24 protein-coding genes and 1 tRNA gene are annotated in these 22481 nt (G+C 44.7%); 20 read left to right on the top strand and 5 right to left on the bottom strand.

The features are described from left to right. Window positions 1–870 precede the first annotated feature (870 nt). The 3 genes from gntK to NKT06_RS31555 all read right to left on the bottom strand — a co-directional run bounded on the left by gntK (window position 871) and on the right by NKT06_RS31555 (window position 4729). On the bottom strand, window positions 871–2418 hold the full coding sequence (gntK, locus tag NKT06_RS31565) for a gluconokinase (protein WP_253442303.1): 1548 nt from the start codon (window positions 2416–2418) through the stop codon (window positions 871–873). Window positions 2419–2484: 66 nt separating this feature from the next. Then, window positions 2485–3846 carry a GntT/GntP/DsdX family permease gene (locus tag NKT06_RS31560; protein WP_124118703.1) on the bottom strand — a complete coding sequence of 454 codons (1362 nt, stop codon included), beginning with the start codon at window positions 3844–3846 and terminating at the stop codon, window positions 2485–2487. 208 nt (window positions 3847–4054) lie between these two features. Continuing rightward, window positions 4055–4729 carry a GntR family transcriptional regulator gene (locus NKT06_RS31555; protein ID WP_253442301.1) on the bottom strand — a complete coding sequence of 225 codons (675 nt, stop codon included), beginning with the start codon at window positions 4727–4729 and terminating at the stop codon, window positions 4055–4057. 611 nt (window positions 4730–5340) lie between these two features. Here NKT06_RS31555 and rpmH point away from each other — a divergent pair. From rpmH to NKT06_RS31495, 12 genes are all read left to right on the top strand, one after another. Next, complete coding sequence (rpmH, locus tag NKT06_RS31550; RefSeq protein ID WP_017691413.1) at window positions 5341–5475, top strand: 50S ribosomal protein L34; 135 nt, start codon at window positions 5341–5343, stop codon at window positions 5473–5475. Between the two features lie 359 nt (window positions 5476–5834). Then, on the top strand, window positions 5835–6185 hold the full coding sequence (gene rnpA / locus NKT06_RS31545; protein ID WP_253442300.1) for a ribonuclease P protein component: 351 nt from the start codon (window positions 5835–5837) through the stop codon (window positions 6183–6185). A 74-nt stretch (window positions 6186–6259) separates the two neighbouring features. Further along, complete coding sequence (locus tag NKT06_RS31540; protein WP_124118701.1) at window positions 6260–7138, top strand: YidC/Oxa1 family membrane protein insertase; 879 nt, start codon at window positions 6260–6262, stop codon at window positions 7136–7138. After that, the gene (gene jag, locus NKT06_RS31535) at window positions 7135–7836 is read left to right on the top strand and encodes an RNA-binding cell elongation regulator Jag/EloR (RefSeq protein ID WP_253442297.1); all 702 of its coding nucleotides are present in this window, start codon (window positions 7135–7137) and stop codon (window positions 7834–7836) included. Before NKT06_RS31540 ends, jag begins: the two co-directional genes overlap by 4 nt. Before the next feature lie 213 nt (window positions 7837–8049). After that, window positions 8050–9426: a tRNA uridine-5-carboxymethylaminomethyl(34) synthesis GTPase MnmE gene (gene mnmE, locus NKT06_RS31530; protein ID WP_253442295.1), complete on the top strand. Its 1377-nt coding sequence runs from the start codon at window positions 8050–8052 to the stop codon at window positions 9424–9426. Window positions 9427–9648: 222 nt separating this feature from the next. Beyond that, window positions 9649–11538 (top strand): tRNA uridine-5-carboxymethylaminomethyl(34) synthesis enzyme MnmG, encoded by a 1890-nt coding sequence (mnmG, locus tag NKT06_RS31525; RefSeq protein ID WP_253442293.1) that lies wholly within the window; start codon window positions 9649–9651, stop codon window positions 11536–11538. Next, the gene (rsmG, locus tag NKT06_RS31520; RefSeq protein WP_253442291.1) at window positions 11538–12260 is read left to right on the top strand and encodes a 16S rRNA (guanine(527)-N(7))-methyltransferase RsmG; all 723 of its coding nucleotides are present in this window, start codon (window positions 11538–11540) and stop codon (window positions 12258–12260) included. The genes mnmG and rsmG overlap by 1 nt, the downstream gene beginning before the upstream one ends. Before the next feature lie 514 nt (window positions 12261–12774). After that, on the top strand, window positions 12775–13593 hold the full coding sequence (gene noc / locus NKT06_RS31515; protein ID WP_253442288.1) for a nucleoid occlusion protein: 819 nt from the start codon (window positions 12775–12777) through the stop codon (window positions 13591–13593). Between the two features lie 187 nt (window positions 13594–13780). Continuing rightward, the gene (locus tag NKT06_RS31510; RefSeq protein ID WP_024629525.1) at window positions 13781–14542 is read left to right on the top strand and encodes a ParA family protein; all 762 of its coding nucleotides are present in this window, start codon (window positions 13781–13783) and stop codon (window positions 14540–14542) included. Next, window positions 14535–15380, top strand: coding sequence for a ParB/RepB/Spo0J family partition protein (locus NKT06_RS31505; RefSeq protein WP_017691423.1), 846 nt, complete (start codon window positions 14535–14537; stop codon window positions 15378–15380). The genes NKT06_RS31510 and NKT06_RS31505 overlap by 8 nt, the downstream gene beginning before the upstream one ends. A 161-nt stretch (window positions 15381–15541) precedes the next feature. Further along, a complete protein-coding gene (locus tag NKT06_RS31500) occupies window positions 15542–16696 on the top strand; it encodes an aminotransferase class V-fold PLP-dependent enzyme (RefSeq protein WP_253442286.1) in 1155 nt (384 codons plus the stop codon). Between the two features lie 139 nt (window positions 16697–16835). Beyond that, the gene (locus NKT06_RS31495) at window positions 16836–17336 is read left to right on the top strand and encodes a DUF4446 family protein (RefSeq protein WP_253442284.1); all 501 of its coding nucleotides are present in this window, start codon (window positions 16836–16838) and stop codon (window positions 17334–17336) included. Here the strand turns inward: NKT06_RS31495 and yyaC are convergent. Further along, window positions 17311–17916, bottom strand: a complete 606-nt coding sequence (yyaC, locus tag NKT06_RS31490) for a spore protease YyaC (RefSeq protein WP_036611957.1) — start codon at window positions 17914–17916, stop codon at window positions 17311–17313. The two genes, NKT06_RS31495 and yyaC, sit on opposite strands and share 26 nt — an antisense overlap. Before the next feature lie 116 nt (window positions 17917–18032). On the opposite strand from yyaC, the gene NKT06_RS31485 reads away from it, so the two are divergent. The 4 genes from NKT06_RS31485 to NKT06_RS31470 all read left to right on the top strand — a co-directional run bounded on the left by NKT06_RS31485 (window position 18033) and on the right by NKT06_RS31470 (window position 19642). Next, window positions 18033–18296 (top strand): putative Se/S carrier protein, encoded by a 264-nt coding sequence (locus tag NKT06_RS31485; RefSeq protein ID WP_017691427.1) that lies wholly within the window; start codon window positions 18033–18035, stop codon window positions 18294–18296. 14 nt (window positions 18297–18310) lie between these two features. Next, window positions 18311–19249 carry a mechanosensitive ion channel family protein gene (locus tag NKT06_RS31480; RefSeq protein WP_253442282.1) on the top strand — a complete coding sequence of 313 codons (939 nt, stop codon included), beginning with the start codon at window positions 18311–18313 and terminating at the stop codon, window positions 19247–19249. Next, on the top strand, window positions 19239–19448 hold the full coding sequence (locus NKT06_RS31475) for a DUF951 domain-containing protein (RefSeq protein WP_253442280.1): 210 nt from the start codon (window positions 19239–19241) through the stop codon (window positions 19446–19448). Before NKT06_RS31480 ends, NKT06_RS31475 begins: the two co-directional genes overlap by 11 nt. 103 nt (window positions 19449–19551) lie before the next feature. After that, window positions 19552–19642, top strand: a tRNA-Ser gene (locus NKT06_RS31470). A gap of 442 nt (window positions 19643–20084) precedes the next feature. On the opposite strand, the gene NKT06_RS31465 is transcribed toward NKT06_RS31470, so the two are convergent. After that, window positions 20085–20279 (bottom strand): YjzC family protein, encoded by a 195-nt coding sequence (locus NKT06_RS31465; protein ID WP_036671877.1) that lies wholly within the window; start codon window positions 20277–20279, stop codon window positions 20085–20087. A gap of 202 nt (window positions 20280–20481) precedes the next feature. On the opposite strand from NKT06_RS31465, the gene rpsF reads away from it, so the two are divergent. The 4 genes from rpsF to NKT06_RS31445 all read left to right on the top strand — a co-directional run bounded on the left by rpsF (window position 20482) and on the right by NKT06_RS31445 (window position 22452). Then, a complete protein-coding gene (rpsF, locus tag NKT06_RS31460) occupies window positions 20482–20775 on the top strand; it encodes a 30S ribosomal protein S6 (RefSeq protein WP_036611944.1) in 294 nt (97 codons plus the stop codon). 48 nt (window positions 20776–20823) lie between these two features. Continuing rightward, window positions 20824–21309 carry a single-stranded DNA-binding protein gene (ssb, locus tag NKT06_RS31455; RefSeq protein WP_017691432.1) on the top strand — a complete coding sequence of 162 codons (486 nt, stop codon included), beginning with the start codon at window positions 20824–20826 and terminating at the stop codon, window positions 21307–21309. Between the two features lie 56 nt (window positions 21310–21365). Further along, window positions 21366–21638, top strand: coding sequence for a 30S ribosomal protein S18 (gene rpsR, locus NKT06_RS31450; RefSeq protein WP_017691433.1), 273 nt, complete (start codon window positions 21366–21368; stop codon window positions 21636–21638). Between the two features lie 220 nt (window positions 21639–21858). Beyond that, window positions 21859–22452, top strand: coding sequence for a M15 family metallopeptidase (locus tag NKT06_RS31445; protein WP_253442278.1), 594 nt, complete (start codon window positions 21859–21861; stop codon window positions 22450–22452). Window positions 22453–22481: the final 29 nt, after the last annotated feature.

The raw sequence follows: 22481 nt of genomic DNA, 5'->3' as shown, positions 1-22481 counted from the left end.
AGACTGTCACTCCTTTTACATGTTCCAAGTGTGGCTTAAGCCATGATGCAGTGTCGAAATACGAGATATATTGTTGAATTTATCCCCAAACCCCCGCAGGTCGAAAACAAAAAAAGTATGAACAACGGAAAATTGTTCACAACTTTATCCACAGGCTGTTGATAATATTATGGGTCAGATCACATATTCACATCCAAAAGTAATACAATCATAGCAAAAGAAACCCCGCATTTCAACGTATCGCGTGATTTTATCCACAAATTCAATAACTTGTGTATAATTTTTAGTCACAACACAATATATTGTTTATAAACTGTTTAATTTTCGACAGAAAGACCCAAAAACCAAAAATGTTTTATACACAGGTTATCCGTCAAATGATGCCAAATTGTGTGTAAAAGTATTCTTCGTTTGTGAATAACCTGTCTGTGGATAACCGTGAAGTGAAAATGGAGCATGATCGAGATTAGAAAAAGAGTTACCTCTCAACCTCGTTTTTTTCTTGGCAATGGGGCGATGGTGAAAGCTACGAATTCAATGTCAGAGTAGTGACGAAGAGGGCGGTAAACTCATGCAATCATTGAACGGGAGTAGTGGTGTATTTTCTGAAAAGATGGTAATTCTGTAATCGGCGATGTAGAAGAATTATGGATCAAGAGGGCTTCATTTTGAGACATCTTGAATGTGAGTTATCCGGAATGAAGAGGTAGGTGGATGCTCAAATATGGAGATAGAATGTTATGAATGTATCATATGATTCCGAAGGATAGATTATACGTGTATAGCAAAAGAGGTTGTCCGCCAAAACCGATTACTGGTTTTGGCGGACAACCTCTTTTATTGTGAAGAGTCGATGTGTGGAGGAATGACTTAGAGACGGGGGAGGGACATCTTACGCTGGAATTCTGCGATATCTGCGTATTCCTCTTCCAGTTTGCGAGAGATCCGAATAAAGATGGGCAGCAGCTCTCGGTAGATGGCAGCATTCTCTTTGACAGGGGTGTGTCGATGCGTTGTACCCACCATGGAAGAAACGGCATGAAGCGAATCGATCCGTCCTGTAGCGTACAAACCAAGTACGACAGCACCCAGACAGGAACTTTCGAAACTCTCGGGAACAACGACTTCCTGATTGAAGATATCAGACATCATCTGGCGCCAGAGCGGAGAGCGTGCAAACCCACCGGTGGCTTGAATGGAGGTAGGCTGCCCAATCTGTTCTTCCATGGCGAGCAGTACTGTGTATAGGTTGAAAATAACCCCTTCCAGGACAGCACGGATCATATGCTCTTTCTGATGATGGAGTGTTAAGCCAAAAAAGGAACCACGGGCATCCGGATTCCACAATGGGGCACGTTCGCCCGAGAGGTACGGATGAAACAGAAGTCCTTCCGATCCTGGCCGGACACGCTCGGCAATTTTGGTCAGCACATCATAGGAATTGATGCCAAGTCGCTTCGCTGTCTCCACTTCAGACGCGGCGAATTCATCCCGCACCCAGCGAAACAGCATGCCACCGTTATTCACAGGCCCACCAATAACCCAAAGATTCTCTGTAAGGGCGTAACAGAACGTTCGACCTTTGGGGTCGGTAACTGGACGGTCCACGACTGTACGAATGGCACCGCTGGTTCCGATGGTTGCTGCGACAACACCAGGTTCAATGGCGTTAACGCCGAGATTGGATAAAACCCCGTCACTTGCGCCAATAACAAAGGGTGTGGAGGGGGAGAGAGCCATTTTTTCAGCCGATTCGTGATTCATTCCTTCTAATATATGTGTTGTGGGTACAAGCTTCGAGAGATGTTCTGGTGTAATGCCTGCAATCTCAAGGGCTTCCGCGTCCCAGTCCAGTTGTTCCAGATTGAGCAAGCCTGTGCAGGAAGCGATGGAATGGTCGACGACATATTGTCCGAATAGACGGAAGAATAGATATTCTTTAATAGAAATAAATTTGGCTGTGCGCTCGAAAAGTTCGGGTTCATCGTGGCGCAGCCACATTAATTTGGTCAGCGGTGACATGGGATGGATGGGCGTACCTGTGCGCAGGTAGATGCGATGCCCCAACCCATTCTCTTGCAGTTGGGCAGACCATGCTGCACTTCGATTATCCGCCCAGGTGATGCATCGGGTTAAGGGGTTGTTATCCTGTCCCATGGCAATGACACTATGCATAGCCGAGCTGCAGGATACAAACAGGATCTGCTCGGCAGGAACACCGCTCTGATCCATGACGCCACGGACAGAGCGGAGGGCCGCTTGTACAATCTCTTCAGGGTCCTGCTCGGCAACATCGGGTGCAGGGGTATACAAAGGGTATTCCTGTGTTGAGGTGCTGATAACGGAGCCTTGCTCGGTAAATAACACGGATTTGGTACTGGTTGTACCAATATCGATGCCAATCATATAGTTGTTCATGTATTTAATCCTTCTTTCTCCAGAAAGCGATGAGATTTTAATTTCTTTCTACTATAGAGACTCCATTTATACCACTGTGCTCAGGAGCAAAATAAAGATCAGTCCAACCACGGATAATAGTGTTTCCATAACGGTCCACGTTTTCAATGTCTGGGAAACGCTCATATTAAAGAATTCTTTGATCATCCAGAATCCCGCATCATTCACATGGGACAAGATGAGTGACCCTGCACCTGTAGCGAGTACAACCAGCTCAATATTGACACCTGGGGTGAGTGCAAGCACTGGAGCGACAATGCCGGCAGCAGTTGTCATGGCTACGGTTGCTGAACCGGTAGCTACACGAATGAGCGCAGCGACAAGCCAGGCAAACAGGATGATGTTGATGTTGGCATGGGTAGCGACATCAGCAATGGCGTTGCCTACACCACTATTGATCAATACCTGTTTGAAGGCACCGCCTCCACCAATAATGAGAATAATGGTCGCCGTAGGTGCCAGACATTCACTGGTGAAGCGAGAAATATCATGTTTGGTGAATCCACGTGCAAAGCCGAGTGAAAAGAGGGCAAATACAACTGAAATGAGCAGAGCAATAATCTCATGACCGATAAATTCACTGAAAACGGTGAAGCCGCTCGTGGCGTTTGGGTCAATGATGCTGGCTATGGAACCAATTAGCATCAGAATGACCGGCAGCAATATGGTAAACAGGGTAATACCAAACCCAGGCATGTTGCTGTTTGTTTTGGTTGCGAATTGTTCAGCCAGTTCAGCTGGCGGTTCAGTGTGTATTCTTTTTCCAATAAATTTACCAAACAAAGGACCTGCAATAATCGCTGTAGGAATACCAACAATTAGAGAGTACAAAATGGTTTTACCCAGATCCGCGCTGTAGGCTTCAATCGCTATCATTGGTGCGGGGTGGGGCGGAACCAAACCGTGTACAGTCGACAGACCGGCCAAAATGGGAATACCGATCTGCAGGAGAGACATATTGGTTTTACGTGCAACGGTGAAAATGATGGGAATCATCAAAATTACGCCGACTTCGAAGAAAACTGGAATACCAACGATAAATCCAACAATCATCATGGCCCAGTGTACACGTTTCACACCGAACCGATCGACCAAGGTAGTTGCAATGCGCTCGGCACCGCCAGATTCGGCCATCATCTTACCAAGCATCGTACCGAGAGCAATAACAATTGCAATGGTTCCAAGTGTGCCGCCAAGTCCCCCGGTAATGGAAGAGATCACATCGGCAGGTTTCATACCTGTAAGCAAACCGAGCATTAATGCGGACAACAGCAGGGTGATGAAGGGATTCCATTTATACTTGGAAATCAAGACGATCAGAAAAACGATCGCAATTAACGTCCAAACCAATAATGTTGCGTTGTGGGAAAGTCCAAAAAGAGTGCTCATGATGTTATGTGCTCCTTTATTTCTGATATAGAACGCTTACAAGTGAAATTTACGTCAACAATTGATTCGTGCCGATACTGGAAAAAAGGTATTGGCGAGAAATCTAGTGTTATCATGCCCAAAGTGAAACAAAATCGCATTCTGTATACTTGTCGACAAGTTAAGCCGCAATCACACAGCGGATATGATTGCAAACGCCCTGCTCCTTTTAGGAATCAAAGCTTTCGTGCAGGGTTTTACCGGAATCCTGGAAGTACGTGCGGACTCCAGCCTGAATGAGCATTTTGTCACCGGATTCAAGTGCTTCAACGAGCAAACGATGTTTCTCAATTACAGCGCTTACTTTCTGCTCGCCTTGAACAAATACTCTGCGCGTCGTGAGCAGCATAACGGTCATCACAACATATCGAATGCTCTTCCATAGATGTGAAATACGGGAATGCCGGGCGGCTTCAATAATCGTTTCGTGGAAAACGAGGTCCTGGTAGGCGAATTCGACAGCGTCCTGATGTCGTCCAGCGAGTTGCATTTTGTCGATTACGTTACGCAACTGGGTGATTAATGACGATGGGACATCACCTGCGAGTCGCTGCTGTACAAAACTTTCAATCAGGAAACGGACATCATACAATTCTTCGACATCCTTGATTCGTAGTCCAATGACAACGACACCCATCCGTTCAAGCCGAATAAGACCTTCATTGGACAATGTTCGTAACGCTTCACGAACAGGTGAACGACTGCTGTCAAAATCAGCTGCAATTCGATTTTCCGACAATATCTCTCCAGGTCGGAGGGTACCGCTGATGATCCGTAACCTTAATTCGCAGGCAATGGCTTCACCACGGGAAGCCCCTTGAAGCCAGGAAGAAGGAAATAGCATATGGCTAACGCTCCTATTAATAATAATCAGTTCATTACTGATCATAACATAACTATTTTGCGGACTGGACATATCAGTTCAATCCATAGTCTGCAGCTACAAGCTAACGGCTAATGTTTTTTTCAAAGGACTACTAAAGGCAGGTAAGTAACCAGCTCCATCCATATACTTGTATACAAGATGTGATTTTTATCCTACACCTTTCTCAAAAGCTTGTAAACCATAATTGAAGCGGATACAACATTATTGGAATTCGACAATATCAATAGCCTATAATCATTATCCACATGTGAATAACTTCAAACAGAATGGAATAAAGGAGATAGCGGGCATTGGAGGGTGTGGATAACTATAAATGCTGAAATATGGTGATCTGATCAGGGTCTGGGGATAACTTTCAGGACTCTCTTCGAGGCTTGGTAATGGGATTCAAGTGAACGGACTGTGGTCATTACTTTGGGTGAGCTGGAGAGGATATATAAAAGAGGGAGAAGCTGTGCGTCTTACAGTTGACTTTTGCAGGTGGACATGGTTAAATATATAAAGGTGTTTTCTGTGAAGATGAAAGTGATTCATCACATAAGTATTTCCTTGTGAGGAGGTGCAATACATTGAGACCTACATTCAAACCGAACGTTAGCAAACGTAAAAAAGTTCATGGTTTCCGGAAAAGAATGAGCACGAGCAACGGCCGTAAAATTTTGGCCGCACGTCGCCTTAAAGGCCGTAAAAACCTGAGTGCTTAATGCATTGAAGACCACCGAGGTGGTCTTTTTTTTCTTAATGAGCTCAATTCAGACTGGATGCTGGTACAGATCAGGTCTGAAAGGTCTGCGAAAAAGTGCTGAACACACACGATGTATGTGGAGTGAGTTTTCCTTTTTACGAAAACTTACCTTTATATAAGGATGAATGTTTTTTCGTTTCATTTGGCCGATTAGCAATTATCCCGGATGAATGTTTATGCGGTTCAATTAGTCGATCAACAATCAGTCCAGATGAAGTTGTCGCCAAGACGGTTTACCGTCATTCAAGAAAGCCTATACTAAATCAGTAATGAGGCCTCCGTCAATAACAATGATGGAGAACAGCAAGGAGAAGCGCCGTGTATAAAAGACTGCGTCTACGAAACCGGGCGGACTTTAGCCGCGTATACCGGTATGGAAAATCGTTTGCCAATCATCAATTCGTGGTGTATGGCTGCCGCCGTAAAGATACGGAGCAATTCCGGGTCGGTGTATCCTGCAGTAAGAAAATCGGAAACGCTGTCGTACGCAACCGGATGAGACGCATGATTAAGGAAATTGTTCGTCATCATGAACATGAGATCGTTACGCAGATGGATCTGATTTTTATCGTCAGAAAAGGTGCGCTGGACATGCCCTATAAGGAAATGGAAAAAAGCCTGCTCCATGCGTTGCGCAAGGGCTCACTTTTGAAGTCAAGTAAGCGGTAAGCTTCGGTTTATTTGTCCTCCTAATTATGGTATGATTTACGGTGGAATGGAATGGTTAAGAGAGGGGTTATGAAGTGTCGCGATTGAAGACATCAAAGGGGAAGTGGATTCTCCTCATTGCAGTCATTGCAATGGTCACCGTACTCGCCGGATGTACTCCACAAGGAGCCGGGGTTACTACGGAAGATCTGAAGAACAGTGGCTCATTCTGGCAAAGTAATGTTGTATATTGGTTTTCACTAGCGCTCGATACATTCGCCAACTGGTTTAACGGTGAATATGGACTGGCTGTCCTCGTGATGGTGCTTATTGTACGGACATTGATTTTACCATTAACAATGAAACAGGTCCGTAGCTCCAAAGCCATGCAGGCAATTCAGCCGCAACTGAAGGAGATTCAAGCGAAGTATAAAGATACACCTGAGAAAGTTCAGCAAGAAACAATGAAGTTGTTTCAGGAGAACAAAGTTAATCCGATGGCCGGTTGTCTGCCGCTTATCATTCAGATGCCGATTTACATCGCACTTTATAACTCAATTTATGGTAACTCCAGTCTGAGAACTCATGATTTCTTGTGGCTCCAGCTCGGAGAACCCGATCACCTGTTTATTTTGCCAGTGCTGGCTGCCATCACAACATTCATTCAAACTTGGATGATGATGCGTATGAACCCCGCACAGCAAGTGGGACCGATGCAGTTCATGCTGTGGGTTTACCCAATCCTGATCTTCGTGATGTCCTACCAGTTCCCATCCGCTCTGCCGTTGTACTGGTTCTACAGTAACATCTACACGATCGTGCAAAACTATTTCCTTTACCGGAATAATGATAAAATCGTGGCTGAGGTCAACGTGAAGCAGAATAGCTCTTCCAAAAATGGAGCTAAACGCAAAAACGGTGGCAAAGCGACCGTCTCTGGAAAAGGGTCGAAAGGGGCCAAAAAATCGAAATGACCAAAGTCATTACGTCAGGAAAAACCGTTGAAGATGCTGTAAACCAAGGATTGACCGAGCTTGGCGTAAGTCGGGACAAGGTCGAGATACAAGTGTTAGAGCAGCCGTCAAAAGGATTCCTGGGTTTGATCGGGGTGAGGGCGGCTAAAGTTGAAGTGAAATTACTGCCTGTACCGGAAGTTGTTCCACAGCCGATCAAGCCAGCTGCATACCAACCTGAAGTAGATGCATTACTTGAGGATATCGCAGCTAAAAATCCCTATGAAGAAGCGGCTGCTTTCTTGAAAGAGGTCGCAGCAGGTATGGGACTGGATGTTGAAGTGCATATCAAAAAACAGCGGGATGGACATATCTTCAATATTGCCGGCGAAGATCTGGGCATGATTATTGGCAGACGTGGACAGACGCTGGATGCGCTTCAGTATCTAACGAACATTGTAGCGAACCGATACTCGGAAAGCTTCGTTCGAATTGTGCTCGACGCGGAGAATTTCCGTCAACGTCGGCGGAAGACGCTGGAGGATCTGGCTGAACGGTTGGCCGGACAAGCCATCCGTACCGGCAAGGAAGTTGTACTGGAGCCAATGCCTCCGCTCGAACGAAAAGTCATTCATGCTAAACTGCAAAACCACCCGCAGATTAAGACATTAAGTAAGGGTGAAGAGCCTAATCGGCGTGTGGTTATTACGACGAAATAACACGAAATTGAAGACGCAATGGCTTCCTGCCCGGTGCAGAAGCCATTGCTTTTTTCGTACAGAAGCAATTTGGTAAGGTGCGTAGAAACAAGTAAAGAGTGAACTTTATACGATAAGTGACTATGTCATATGTTATATCATTAATAGATATGAAAATGGATATGGCGTTCCCCGAGGGACGGCAATTTTAAAATAGAGCAAGGAGAGATAACCATGATCAGTGATACGATCACAGCGATATCAACGGCTGTCGGAGAGGCGGGTATCGCCGTGATCCGGGTCAGCGGCCCGGAAGCAGTGTCGGAGACGGAAAAGATTTTCCGCAGCAAAACCCCTTTAACTCAGGCAGCATCCCATACGGTTCATTATGGTCATATTATAGATCCGGTGAGCGGCGAGAAGATCGAGGAAGTGCTGGTCACAGTCATGCGCGCACCTCGGTCGTTCACAACAGAAGATGTCGTGGAGATCAGTGCGCACGGCGGTGTGGTGTCGGTAAAACGGGTCATGGACCTGCTGTTGCAGCTTGATATTCGTCTGGCTGAACCCGGTGAGTTCACGAAGCGTGCTTTCTTGAATGGGCGGATTGACCTGTCTCAGGCTGAAGGTGTCATGGATCTTATTCGTTCCAAATCGGACCGGGCTTTCTCGGTTGCATTGAAACAGGTTGAAGGTAAACTGTCCTCCAAACTGCGTGATCTACGATATACTTTGGTAGAAACATTGGCTCATATTGAAGTGAATATCGATTATCCAGAGCATGATGTGGAATCGTTAACGTCTGATTTTATTAAAGAAAAGTCCAGTCAGGTTATGACTGAAATTGATAAATTGTTGACTACAGCAGAACAAGGAAAGATCCTGCGAGAAGGGATCACGACGGCGATCGTTGGACGACCTAACGTAGGTAAATCCTCATTGATGAATACACTTGCGCAAGACAACCGGGCCATCGTCACGGACATTCCAGGAACAACTCGTGATGTGATCGAGGAGTTCATTACGATTAATAATATCCCGCTGAAGTTGCTTGATACGGCAGGAATTCGGGAAACGATGGACGTTGTAGAGAAGATCGGGGTAGAACGTTCTCGTTCTGCGGTAAGTGAAGCCGATCTGATCTTAATGGTTGTGAATGCTGCGGAGCCACTTCATCCGGATGAGATTGAATTATTGGAACAAATCCGCGGTAGACAATCGATAATCATTATGAATAAAATGGACTTAACGCCACAGGTAGAACGTGACGTGCTGCTTCGTTACATTCCGGAAGAACGGCTTGTACCGATGTCAGTGAAAGATGATCTGGGTGTGGATCGACTTGAAGATGCCATCTCTACGCTATTTTTCAGTGGTAAACTGGAGTCCGCAGACCTGACCTATGTCAGCAATGTGCGTCATATTGCGTTGCTCAAAAAAGCAAAGCAGTCCCTGGTTGATGCCTATGAAGCAGCAGATCAGTTCGTTCCGATTGATATGATTCAGATTGACGTTCGTTTGGCGTGGGAGCATTTGGGCGAGATTGTTGGAGATACAGCACATGATGCATTAATTGATCAGATTTTCTCCCAGTTCTGTCTAGGAAAGTAAAAAAAATATACTGCGGATTGACTTGAATCGTAGTGTATGATGGAAAGGTACAATTTCTGCCTGTTGTCAAAGGATGGAATGATGTTGTAGCCATTACGTGTTGGTTTCATATAGATAGGAATGCAAGTTCCGATGAACGGTTAGAAGTAGTTTCATTATTGTAGAACATGATCCGTCTGTGTGAGTTACACCAAATGCAGCGGAATAAGGAGGTAAACGGGAATGGCTTTTGATGGCGGCAGTTATGATGTAATCGTCGTTGGTGCAGGGCATGCTGGTGTGGAATCCGCACTGGCCGCAGCTCGTATGGGGTCCAAAACACTAATGATTACGATCAATCTGGATATGGTGGCCTTTATGCCTTGTAACCCATCTATTGGGGGACCGGCCAAAGGACATGTCGTGCGTGAAATTGATGCTCTTGGTGGAGAAATGGGACGGAATATCGATAAAACCTTTATTCAGATGCGGATGCTTAACACAGGTAAAGGGCCTGCTGTTCATGCACTTCGTGCTCAGGCAGATAAATTCTCCTACCAGCATAAAATGAAGGAAACGATGGAGAATGAACGTAATCTGACGATGCGTCAAGGTATGGTTGATCGCCTGATCGTTGAAGACGGAAAATGTGTAGGCGTTGTGACTCAGACCGGAACAGAGTATCGGGCTAAAGCAGTCGTTCTGACGACAGGCACATACTTGCGCGGCAAAGTGATCATGGGTGAGCTGATGTATGAGAGTGGACCGAACAATCAACAACCATCTCTTAAATTGTCAGAGCATCTGCGTGAACTGGGCTTTGATCTGGTTCGTTTCAAAACAGGTACACCACCACGTGTGCATAAGGATACGATTGATTTTAGCAAAACCGAAATTCAGCCTGGTGATGATGAGCCGAAGTTCTTTTCCTATGAAACAGAATCTTCCGATAATGAGCAGCTGCCTTGTTGGTTGACGTATACATCCGTGGAAACACATCAGATTATTAATGATAATCTGCATCGTGCACCGATGTTTTCAGGTGTAATTGAAGGAACTGGACCGCGTTATTGTCCATCCATTGAAGATAAAATTGTTCGGTTTAGCGACAAACCGAAACATCAGATTTTCCTGGAGCCGGAAGGCAAAAATACATCCGAGTATTATGTGCAGGGACTATCTACAAGTCTGCCAGAAGATGTTCAACTTGCGGTTCTGCGCTCCATTCCAGGTATGGAAAAAGTGGAAATGATGCGTAACGGTTATGCGATTGAATACGATGCGATGGTACCTACACAATTGTGGCCATCACTTGAAACCAAACGTCTGCCAGGTCTGTTCACAGCAGGTCAGATTAATGGTACTTCCGGTTATGAAGAAGCGGCGGGACAAGGGGTTATGGCCGGCATTAATGCAGCACGCAAAGTACAAGATAAAGAGCCGATTGTGCTTGATCGCTCCCAAGGTTATATTGGCGTGCTTATTGATGATCTGGTAACGAAGGGCACAAATGAACCGTATCGTCTGTTGACTTCACGTGCTGAATATCGTCTGTTGCTTCGTCATGATAATGCAGATATGCGCCTGACGGAAATCGGACATGACATTGGCCTGATCTCTGAAGATCGTTATGCGAAATTCCTGGATAAAAAGGCGAAAGTCGAGCAGGAAGTCGCGCGTCTGAAAGTGGCTAAAGCTCGCCCTGTTGAAGTGAACGCGAAGCTGGAAGAGTACGGATCTACACCTATTCAGGATGGCAGTACGTTGCTTACCTTGCTGCGTCGCCCGGAACTAGGGTATGAACTGATTGAACAGATCTCACCATCTGAGGTAGAACTGACAGCAGATATGAAAGAACAAGTCGAAATACAAATTAAATATGCGGGTTATATTGAGAAACAATTGATCCACGTGGAACGTTTGCAAAAGATGGAGAAAAAGAAAATTCCGGACACCATCGTATATGATGAGATTCATGGTCTTGCTATGGAAGCCAAACAGAAGCTCGCTACGATTCGTCCAATCTCGATTGGTCAGGCTTCTCGTATTGCTGGAGTTACTCCTGCCGACATCTCCATTCTGCTGGTCTACCTGGAGCATTATAACCGTGTAACCGCAGCAAGGGGACAATAATGGACGATATTCAACAGCAACTGCAGCGGCGCTTAAAGAAACATGGATTAGAACTGGGAGAACTCCAATTGGAGCAATTCGAGCTGTACTATCAAGAGCTGGTATCCTGGAATGAAAAGATGAATCTGACCGGAATTACGGATCGGGAGCAAGTGTATACAAAACATTTCTATGATTCGGTATCACTGGCTTTTTATACTGACATGACCAAAGTGAATAAGCTTGCTGACATTGGATCAGGAGCGGGTTTTCCGGGATTGCCACTGAAGATCTGTTTCCCGCATATTAAGCTTACGATCATTGATTCATTAAATAAACGGATTGGCTTTCTACAGCATGTGGTAGATATTCTTGGGCTGACAGATGTCGAGTTGGTCCATGGACGTGCTGAAGAGATTGGACGTAAAGATGGGTATCGTGACAGCTACGATCTCGTTACGGCGCGTGCAGTAGCCAAGCTGGCTGTGCTGAATGAATTCTGTCTTCCTTTTGTTCGCAAAAGTGGAATATTCGCTGCGATGAAGGGCGGAGACCCGCGTGAGGAAATGAAAGAGGCGGAGTTCAGTTTTAATCAGCTGAAAGGACGGGTTAAGGCCGTTCATCCATTCCAGCTACCGGTTGAAGAATCAGAGCGTCATATCATCCTGATTCAGAAATTTGATAAGACACCATATAAGTATCCACGCAAACCGGGCACTCCAATGAAGACTCCACTGGTATAGTTGTGTGATGGCTTTGTAATCAGTTATAACTAAATAGATTGTAGACACGGATAAAGAGGATGTTTCACGTGAAACATCTTCTTTTTTTTGCTTTTTGAAAGGGAGGGCTCAGTTAACATTACAGATAATCCGTTGTACATATTTCTTAAAGAACCTGTATTGTTAAATACCATGCACAGTAGCTTATAAACAATATCATTAAATGAATGTGTACAAGTCGTCATATTTCCAATATTCACAAAGAAAAAGCAGGAAAATTAGCAGAGTTTAAAGAATAGGTAAGCATAGGATTATGATAGAAAAGATGATAGAATAGAAGTATCCGATCCTGGGTCACAGCGATCATAGATTATATGTATAGATAGATGGATATGCGTTCGATGTTGCATGACAGAAAGCATTATGAAAGGCAAAACTTATTCCAAGAACGATGCATGTGAAGGGTCGCTTATTGAATAAGAAGCACCTGCAAAGACTGCGGGAGCTATTACGAAACTAGGTGGTAATCTGCGGAATGAAAGAACAATTTTCGAAGTTGTTTGGTTTGGCGGAGCGCAATAACGGAGATGAGATCAAACAGATTCCGGTTAATGAAATTGTGAGCAGCCCATATCAACCCCGTACTATTTTTGATGATGATAAAATTGATGAGTTGTTGCAGACGATCAAAACACATGGCGTCATTCAGCCTATTGTCGTTCGCGTGCGAAATGGATCATATGAGATTATTGCCGGGGAACGTCGCTGGCGTGCAGTTCGAAAACTGGGTTTGGATACGATTCCGGCTATTGTACGTGAATTCAACGATTCTCAGGCCGCATCCATTGCACTGATTGAGAACTTGCAGCGTGAAGGATTGACTTCAATTGAAGAAGCCGTCGCTTATCAGAAGCTGATCGACTTGCATCAACTGACACAGGAAAGTCTTGCACAACGACTTGGCAAAAGCCAGTCAACCATCGCCAACAAAATTCGGTTGTTACAGCTCCCGGATGGCATTAAGGCTGCATTGATGGAACGCAAAATTTCCGAACGTCATGCAAGAGCATTACTTTCTCTCGATACGGAAGAACTGCAGATGAAGTTGCTCGGTGAGATTATTGAAAAAGAATTGAACGTGAAACAGACAGAGGCACGTGTTGCCTTCTACAAGGAATCTTCCAAGATCAAAAAATCCAAACGTATTTCCTTTACCAAGGACGTTAGACTTGCACTTAATACGATTCGCCAATCCATCGATATGGTAACTGGTTCTGGTCTGGATATCAAAACAAAAGAAGCAGACCATGAGGATCATTATGAGATCGTTATCCATATTCCCAAACGTAAATAATTGAAGCTTATGGCGGCAATGGGCCGCTTTTTATGTCTATAAAGCAAGACAGGTCTGGCATTTAAAAAAAACGGTATAGTGATGGAAATGGTAGTTGTTGTTTGTGTGGACGATAGCCACCTGCTTTTTGTTAACAATATCTCACAACCTACAAGAAAAGACTCCTATTTTATTTGAGGTGAAGTAATTGTCTAAGATTATGGCCGTAGCAAATCAAAAGGGCGGTGTGGGGAAAACGACGACATCTGTTAACTTGGGTGCAGGACTGGCTTCACTCGGGAAAAGAGTATTGCTTGTCGATATTGACCCTCAGGGGAATACAACCAGCGGAGTCGGAATCAATAAAGCAGATGTGGCTAATTGTATATATGATGTCATCATTAATGAGGTTCCTCCTCAAGAAGCGATTGTGGAGACTCAGATTGAAGGCCTTCATATCATACCTGCAACGATTCAGCTTGCCGGAGCCGAGATTGAATTGGTGTCCACGATATCACGGGAAGTTCGCCTGAAAAAATCACTCGCCATGGTGAAAAAAAACTATGATTACATACTGATCGATTGCCCACCATCCCTTGGTATGTTAACGATCAATTCGTTAACCGCTTCCGATTCGGTGATCATTCCGATCCAGTGTGAGTACTATGCACTTGAAGGATTAAGTCAGTTGCTTAATACGGTTCGTCTGGTACAAAAACATCTGAATACATCCCTGCAGATTGAAGGGGTATTGCTAACGATGTTTGATGCACGGACCAATCTGGGGATACAGGTTATTGAAGAAGTGAAAAAGTATTTTCAACAAAAAGTATATCAAACGATTATTCCGCGTAACGTACGGCTTAGTGAAGCGCCATCTCATGGTCAATCCATTATCACGTATGACCCTCGTTCAAGAGGGGCGGAAGTGTATTTAGAGCTCGCAAAGGAAGTGATTTCTTATGAGTAAGCGGCTTGGAAAAGGTCTTGATGCCCTCATTCCTTCGCTTTCAATTAATGACGATGATAAAGTCGTAGAAATCCCGATTAGTCAACTGCGGGCTAACCCCTATCAACCACGTAAAGTATTTGATGAGGGCGCAATCCATGAACTGGCTGAGTCCATTCGTCAGCATGGTGTCATACAACCTATTATTGTTCGTCCTGTGTTACGAGGTTATGAGATTATTGCCGGTGAACGACGGTTCAGAGCTTCGCAATATTGTGGTAATGCTACCGTACCAGCTGTAGTCCGTAACTTCAGTGATCAGCAGGTAATGGAGATTGCGTTGATCGAAAACCTGCAACGGGAGAATCTGAATGCCATGGAAGTTGCAGTTGCTTATCAGGGGTTGATGGATCAATTCGCGTTGACTCAGGAAGAGTTGTCTGTAAAAGTAGGTAAATCACGTTCTCATATTGCTAACTTCTTGCGTCTGTTATCATTGCCCGAAGAAGTAAAAGACCATGTTTCACGTGGAACATTATCCATGGGACATGCACGTGCTATCGTGGGTGTTAAAGATGAGGTTGTAGTGAAGCAGCTTGCCAAACAAACCATTGATCAGCAATGGAGTGTACGTGAGTTGGAGGAAGCTGTTCAACAACTGGATCGTTCCAAAACAGGTGAGGCTAAAGCCAAATCAAAATTGAAAAAGAAAGATCCATTCATTGATACGTTGGAAGAATCTCTGCGTGAACGTTTCAAAACAACAGTTAAAATCAAGCACAATAAAGATAAAGGTAAAATTGAGCTCAACTACTACAGTCAACAGGATCTGGAACGGCTATTGGAATTGTTACAATAACAGTCGGGTCTAAGATTCATTAACAACATGCGGGGCTTACTCATGTCATGACATATCGCCTCTGTACCATGGAGAAACGATATGTCATTCTTTGTTTATAGGGTCATATGCGTAGTACGTGTAGGCGAATTATTAATTTAAGGGACAGAGGTGGTTGTGAGGTGGAGGGAATTATCTATCTGGATCATGCAGCAACATCTTGGCCCAAACCACCTGCTGTCGGTGATGCGATGCTGAATGCAATGGAGATTGCAGGGGCTAATCCTGGCAGAGGAAGCCACCGAATGGCTGTTCAGGCAAGTCGTGTACTGTTCGAGGCTAGAAAATCCATATCTGATATTTTTGGTATCAAAAATGCGAATGATATTGCCTTCGGATCAAATACGACAGAAGCCTTGAATCTGGCTATTCAAGGTTCGCTCAAGGAAGGCGATCATGTAATTGCCACCATGGCTGAACATAACTCAGTTAGACGCCCACTGGAGTACATGCGCAGATTACGAAATGTGGAGATTGATTATGTACCTGTTAATGCTGCGGGAGCTATTGATCTGATACAAATGGAACGTATGTTTCGTTCAAATACGAAATTGGTGGTATGTACACATAGTTCCAATCTCCTTGGCAGTATTCTTCCTATCGGAGAAATTTCGCTTCTGTGTCGTAAACATCAGGCCATCTTGTTGGTAGATGCGGCTCAGAGTGCGGGGGTTATGCCTGTGAATGTACAACAATTGGGCATTGATATGTTGGCTTTTCCAGGGCATAAAGGACTGCTTGGTCCTCAGGGTACAGGGGGCTTGTACATTGCTCCTGAGCTCGATATAGAGCCTTTACTTCATGGGGGAACAGGAAGTCAGTCAGAAGCTCTAGAACAACCTAAGGTGCGTCCTGATCGGTATGAGGCCGGGACGCCGAATACCGTCGGGATCGCCGGGCTGAATGCGGGTGTGAAGTATGTACTTGATCTGACACCAGCGTTCATCTACCAACATGAGTGGGAACTAACCCAGCTTATGATGGAGGGCTTGTCATCTATTAAGGGTATTCGCATGCTTGGTCCAGAGATTGGACAGCCACGTACTGGATTGGTATCTTTTACTGTGGATGGGTATGATTCAGCACAACTCGCCTTCCGATTAGATCGGAATTATGGGATTGCGGTTCGCTCCGGCTTTCATTGCACACCGCTTGCACATGAATCTGCTGGTACAACCGCTACCGGAGCAGTAAGGGCAAGTGTGGGATATAATTCAACTCGAGAACATGTGGACGCACTCGTTAAGGCAGTGTTGGAATTGACGCGGGCAGATTAGATGATAGTTGAAATGACGAACTCATTTGGTACAGTAGTGCTTGATTAAGCTTATGGAGTTCGGGTTGATTAATAATAAATGATAATATTACAGACAGACGTTAATCTGATCAAAAATATAGAGGGGTAGTTGCACTTACATGGCTGAAATAAACGAGCTGATTCTGGAACAGCTGTTATGGATTATTGGCGGAATGGCATTACTTACGGTGATTTTGCTGATTGTGAGTATTGCTCAAGGGGCAAAGTTACGAAAGTTTAAACGTAAATATGAAGCCATGATGGCTGGCAGTGGAGTAGAGGACCTGGAATCATTGCTGATTAATCTGAAAATTCAGATGGACAGCATTGAGGATGAACACAAACTGCAAACGAATCAGCTGCAAGTTGTCATGCAAAAGTTGACCCGCATTCAAGGCAAAGTTGGCGTGAAAAGATACAATGCCTATGGAGAGCATGGCAGTGATCTGAGCTTCTCCATGGCTATGATTAACGACAGCCAGGATGGCATGATTCTTACGGGGATATATAACCGTGACGGTTCTTATGTATATGCAAAACCTCTTAAAGGGGGAGAGTCCGCGTATACTCTGTCCCCAGAGGAAAAGGAAGCTATTACTCTGGCACAGCAAGCAGAGTAGAACGTGTATGCCATTCCCGGATGGCCGAGTACAAACTGCTGGATATAATCTCGGACATGCGCATAACGAGACTGAGCCGCGTGTTCTGTAGAACAAAGTATTCCATAAAGCCGCCGACGTTAACGATACCTGTCAGATGGATATCGCCGACCGGCGGTAATTCTTTATTTACTCCCGCACCCGGTTTGAGTGGGCCATTGACGACTTGAATGCATCCTACACTGGATGATTGTCCTAGACAGGCATCAATGCCAATCACATATGGGTTATGGTGTGTTTTCTGTATATTGTGAAGTGTATCCTGCAGGTTCATCGCATGGACTGGTTCATCTAAGGTACCATAGAGATGGAATAAAGGGCTGTCCCACTTGGAAAGGGCTGATCCGACCAGAGGACCAAGGCAGTCGCCTGTTGAGCGATCAGTGCCGATGCAGACGATCACTACATTTTGCAGAGAATGGGCTTTATAGAGATGGAACATTAACCGATGGGTAATGGCGGAGTGAATGCCTGGATCGGTATGGGGGATTTTCAAACTGGTCATGTCTTGTGATGAAAAGGAACGCGAAGTAGGATTCATAGGATCTATCCTTTCCCTTGGAATAGTAGTAACAGTATATGGAAAGGTAGAGCGTTTTATACTTCACGAGGACAAGCTTTTTTCAAAGGTTAAACGTATGGCGAAAGGAGCCGGACATGGACGAATGGATTAACGATTGGATGCTGATTGCATTTGATTCAACCCAGCAGGCACTGCGTGCTGAAATGCTGCTGGAGTTTGCTGAAATAGAAATCGACTTGTTCCCTACGCCAAAAGAAATTACAGCAGGTTGTGCGCTATGTATCCAGTTTCCAAAAGAGGATCTGGAGCGAGTGCAAAAGATCATTCGTAACGAGTTCGTAGAGATCCGAGGCCTCTATTTCAAAACAGAAGACAGCTATGATAACATACCGATGTAGAGGAGGCATGACGAATGTTGCCATTTCAATTTGCTCAAGCAGACAGTAGTGGCGCCACTGGTGCTTTAAATGAAGCACTTCGTTGGACGGATAAAGTCTGGAACAGAATTGCAGATCCCGATATGTGGCTTAACATTATGTTCAGCTCAATCCGGATCATTATTATTTTTATCATCACCCGTATTGTCATTAAGGTGGTATATCGCATTATAGATCGTTCCATGGAACGCAAGCAGGAAGGCAAGATTCGCGTGAATCCGCGCAGATTCGTAACCGTAGGGGAACTGTTGAAAAATGCGACCTCCATAACATGTAATTTCATTATGATTCTGCTACTGTTATCTGAGATCAACATCCAGGTTGGGCCGTTACTCGCGAGTGCCGGTGTGCTTGGGCTTGCGATTGGTTTTGGTGCACAGGGGCTGGTCAAGGATGTTATTACGGGTTTCTTCATTATATTGGAGGACCAATTCGCTGTAGGGGATGTTATTCAGACGGGAACCTACAAGGGAACGGTTGAGGTGATCGGACTCAGAACAACCAAACTGGTCAGCTGGCAAGGTGAGGTACACATTATCCCAAACGGGGCGATTGCAAGTGTAACGAACTACTCCATGTCGAATTCGTTAGCTGTAGTGGATATTCCAATGAAGGCGGACTTGAGCCTTGATGAGTCTGTACATCTCGTGAAGAAGTCATTGGTCGGGATTGAAGAGCGTGACCTAAATATTGTGAAGGTGCCGGATGTGCTCGGTATACAGTCGATGTCTACATCAGAATATGTGGTGCGAATTGTGGCTGAATGTATGCCTAACTCTCGTGCTTCTGTGGAACGTCAGATTCAGGGCGATGTGAAAAAAACGCTGGAGTATCATGAGATGAGTCATCAAGCAGCATTGGAACAGGCCGTAGCTTTGGAGAAAGATGAGGGGGATGGCACAGGTGGAGCGTAAAACTTTCCAGCTTGGGGATATTGTGCAGATGAAGAAGCAGCATCCCTGTGGCAGTAATGAAATGGAGATCATTCGAATGGGTATGGATATTCGGATCAAGTGTGTCGGATGCAAACATAGCGTATTGATTCCAAGAGCAAAATTTGAGAAAAACATGAAGAAAGTATTGCGTTCAGCCGAGGATTCAACTGAATTATGATTTCGTGATTATTCGGTAAATAGCACGTGTAATAACGTTTACATGCAGGCTCCGTATGAGTCTTGCGTTCTTTAAATGATCATGCTATAATCAATATTGCTGCGGAAAGGTACCCAAGAGGCCCAAGGGGGCTGACTCGAAATCAGTTAGGCGTGTCACAGCGTGCGTGGGTTCGAATCCCACCCTTTCCGCCATTTCAATTGTAATTTACTCAATGCACATTGAGTTTAATAAAAAGATCGATAAGAAGACTTTCCATCAGGAAAGTCTTTTTTGTATAATGTTATATCGAATACGTATGTATTGAACACGTATGAATATCAGATAAATCATTTAACACTAAAACGAAAAATAAAGAGCCCCGAAGGGCTCTTTATCCGGCGGTGCATTTGTTTGTTAGGAAACAATCGGTCGTAACAATCAGAAACTTGGTGTACTGCACGTAGCAATACTCGTGCTTCAGACGAAGGGCCTTACAACACATAACCACTTGCTTCTTAAATTACGTGATGAATCTCCAACAGCGAATGATCGGCTTCGTTGTCCAACGGAACCACACCTCTCTCGTGCACCGCCTAAATGTATTATGTGCTTTATTCTGTTTTATATACATTGGATCGTAAAAAAGTATTGCGGTCAATGAACGCGGGCTTTGGTCAGCTTCTTCCACTTACGATTATGATTGCTTGTTTCGGGAAAAGCTTCACCTTTTTGCAGTGTTACACGCTTCGGGTTCTGAATCTCCGTAACAAAGCTTTTTTCCCCGACTTCCGTGTACTCTCCATCGTTTGGTGCTTTGTCTCCTGGTTCAAACTCGGTTTTTTCACCCATGATAAAACCTCCTCTGCAGATTATGTTACTTTGTTGCTTCTGTAGTGTGCTCCATAGCAGGGCTGATCATGTGCCAATATGAACAGGGAACGTTTGCTTGCACTTTGACTCGGTATTTGTTATATTAATATAGTTCGAGTTTGTGCTCGTTCCTTGCTCTCAACCTGGATTGAGGGCCAGAGTCCATAAGGAGGTGAAAATTATGCGCAAATATGAAGTGATGTACATTATTCGTCCTGACATTGAGCAAGAAGTTGTTCAAGCTACAGTCGATAAATTCCAAGGCATCATCTCCAACGGCGGTGGTGAAGTTACAGCTCACGACGTTATGGGTAAACGCCGTCTTGCGTATGAGATCAAGAAATTCCGTGATGGTTTTTATGTTCTGGTACATTTCACTGCTGAACCAGCAGTTGTAACTGAACTTGAGCGTCTCATGAAGATTTCTGACGAAGTAATTCGTTATCTCATTACGAACGACGTTAAGTCTGCTTAAGACAACTCGTGATTAACGCACCAATACGCTCTGAAGGAGGGGATTACATTGTTGAACCGTGTCATTCTGATCGGCCGGTTAACCCGGGATCCTGAGTTGCGTTACACTCCAGCAGGAGTGGCAGTTACGCAATTTACTTTGGCAGTGGACAGACCGTTTACAAGCCAAGGGGGAGAAAAGGAAGCCGATTTCATTCCGGTCGTAACCTGGAGACAGCTTGCCGAGACCTGTGCAAACTATTTGCGCAAAGGACGCCTGGCTGCAGTCGAAGGACGCATTCAAGTACGGAACTACGAGAATAACGAAGGAAAACGTGTATACGTGACCGAAGTTATTGCCGATAATGTCCGTTTCTTGGAGTCAGCTAACCGTGATAATAGCGGTGGCGGCGGTGGGCAACCAATGCGTGAAGAGCCTTCTTATGGAGGCGGCGGACGCGCGAACAATAACAATAATTCGCGTAGCAACAATCAGGATCCTTTTTCCGATGACGGAAAACCGATTGATATATCGGATGATGATTTGCCATTTTAACATGAGCTGATACTCTTCGGAGATATGGGTTACATGATAGGAAAGGACTGAAAAGCATGGGCTTCAAGCAAAGAGAAGGCGGAGACAACGATAAAAGACCGGCACGTCGTGGCGGCCGTAATAAACGTCGTAAAGTGTGCTTCTTCACAGCTAACAAAATTACTCACATCGATTATAAAGATACGGACTTGCTTCGTAAATTTATCAGCGAACGTGGAAAAATTTTGCCACGCCGTGTAACAGGTACTAGCGCTAAATATCAACGCATGCTGACGATTGCAATCAAACGCTCCCGTCAAATCGCATTATTGCCATACACAACTGAGTAGTTTTTACTCAGCTTGCATACGAAGCAGTCGGCTTATAGCCGGCTGCTTTTTTTGTATGTATAGAATGAAATAACATGTACACTCTAGCTAATCAGAGACTCCAATACTGTGGTGATATGAGCATTCAAGTCTCAAATGGATTATAATAGAGTCTAATCTACTGAAAAGGTTCAGGCAGCAGGAATAGCTGTTTATTTCAGAATAATCACCAGGAGTGGATATGAATACATCAAAACGTAAAGGCAAACAGAGAAAAAAGAGAAGTCTGAAAACCTGGATTATAGCTACTCTTTTACTTTCCATTATATATGTATGGTTACAACAAAAAGGTGAAATGGATAACATGTGGCCGGGGACAACAATCCAAGAAGCTCTGCCGATCACCGGCCTGCATCCTGTGGTAGCAGAGAATGAGAAATTATTGGTACGTAAGGCAGCGAGACGTGGAATAGAGATTATTATCACCCACGGCTACCGTAGTTCCGAGGAGCAAGACGCACTATTTAACCAAGGACGCTCAAGTGCAGGCAATATCGTTACGAATGCGCGTGGTGGAGAGTCATATCATAACTATGGATTAGCTATTGATTTTGCACTGAGGACGCCTGAGGGGAATGTGGTGTGGGATATGGAACGTGATGATAACGGGAATGGCAAGGCAGACTGGATGGAAGTTGTGGATCTCGCCAAAGAGTTAGGTTTTACTTGGGGTGGAGACTGGGCTAACTTTCCGGACTATCCCCATTTACAGATGGATTTTGGCCTAAATATTAATGAGTTAAAACGTGGTAAAAGACCTCCTGAATCTCCATAAAGTCATTGTATATATACAATTAAATGAAT

Source organism: Paenibacillus sp. 1781tsa1, assembly GCF_024159265.1.
GTDB lineage: Bacteria > Bacillota > Bacilli > Paenibacillales > Paenibacillaceae > Paenibacillus.
This window is presented reverse-complemented; position numbering and strand designations above follow the sequence as displayed.

Bases quoted from the DNA above. Each gene is read 5' to 3' on its own strand.
- gntK (WP_253442303.1), bottom strand. From the start codon at position 2,418: ATGAACAACTATATGATTGGCATCGATATTGGTACAACCAGTACCAAA.
- NKT06_RS31555 (WP_253442301.1), bottom strand. From the start codon at position 4,729: ATGCTATTTCCTTCTTCCTGGCTTCAAGGGGCTTCCCGTGGTGAAGCC.
- NKT06_RS31505 (WP_017691423.1), top strand. From the start codon at position 14,535: ATGAGTAAGCGGCTTGGAAAAGGTCTTGATGCCCTCATTCCTTCGCTT.
- NKT06_RS31485 (WP_017691427.1), top strand. From the start codon at position 18,033: ATGGACGAATGGATTAACGATTGGATGCTGATTGCATTTGATTCAACC.
- NKT06_RS31445 (WP_253442278.1), top strand. From the start codon at position 21,859: ATGAATACATCAAAACGTAAAGGCAAACAGAGAAAAAAGAGAAGTCTG.
- rsmG (WP_253442291.1), top strand. From the start codon at position 11,538: ATGGACGATATTCAACAGCAACTGCAGCGGCGCTTAAAGAAACATGGA.
- rpsF (WP_036611944.1), top strand. From the start codon at position 20,482: ATGCGCAAATATGAAGTGATGTACATTATTCGTCCTGACATTGAGCAA.
- mnmE (WP_253442295.1), top strand. From the start codon at position 8,050: ATGATCAGTGATACGATCACAGCGATATCAACGGCTGTCGGAGAGGCG.
- yyaC (WP_036611957.1), bottom strand. From the start codon at position 17,916: ATGAATCCTACTTCGCGTTCCTTTTCATCACAAGACATGACCAGTTTG.
- rpsR (WP_017691433.1), top strand. From the start codon at position 21,366: ATGGGCTTCAAGCAAAGAGAAGGCGGAGACAACGATAAAAGACCGGCA.
- jag (WP_253442297.1), top strand. From the start codon at position 7,135: ATGACCAAAGTCATTACGTCAGGAAAAACCGTTGAAGATGCTGTAAAC.
- NKT06_RS31480 (WP_253442282.1), top strand. From the start codon at position 18,311: ATGTTGCCATTTCAATTTGCTCAAGCAGACAGTAGTGGCGCCACTGGT.
- noc (WP_253442288.1), top strand. From the start codon at position 12,775: ATGAAAGAACAATTTTCGAAGTTGTTTGGTTTGGCGGAGCGCAATAAC.
- mnmG (WP_253442293.1), top strand. From the start codon at position 9,649: ATGGCTTTTGATGGCGGCAGTTATGATGTAATCGTCGTTGGTGCAGGG.
- NKT06_RS31495 (WP_253442284.1), top strand. From the start codon at position 16,836: ATGGCTGAAATAAACGAGCTGATTCTGGAACAGCTGTTATGGATTATT.
- NKT06_RS31465 (WP_036671877.1), bottom strand. From the start codon at position 20,279: ATGGGTGAAAAAACCGAGTTTGAACCAGGAGACAAAGCACCAAACGAT.
- NKT06_RS31560 (WP_124118703.1), bottom strand. From the start codon at position 3,846: ATGAGCACTCTTTTTGGACTTTCCCACAACGCAACATTATTGGTTTGG.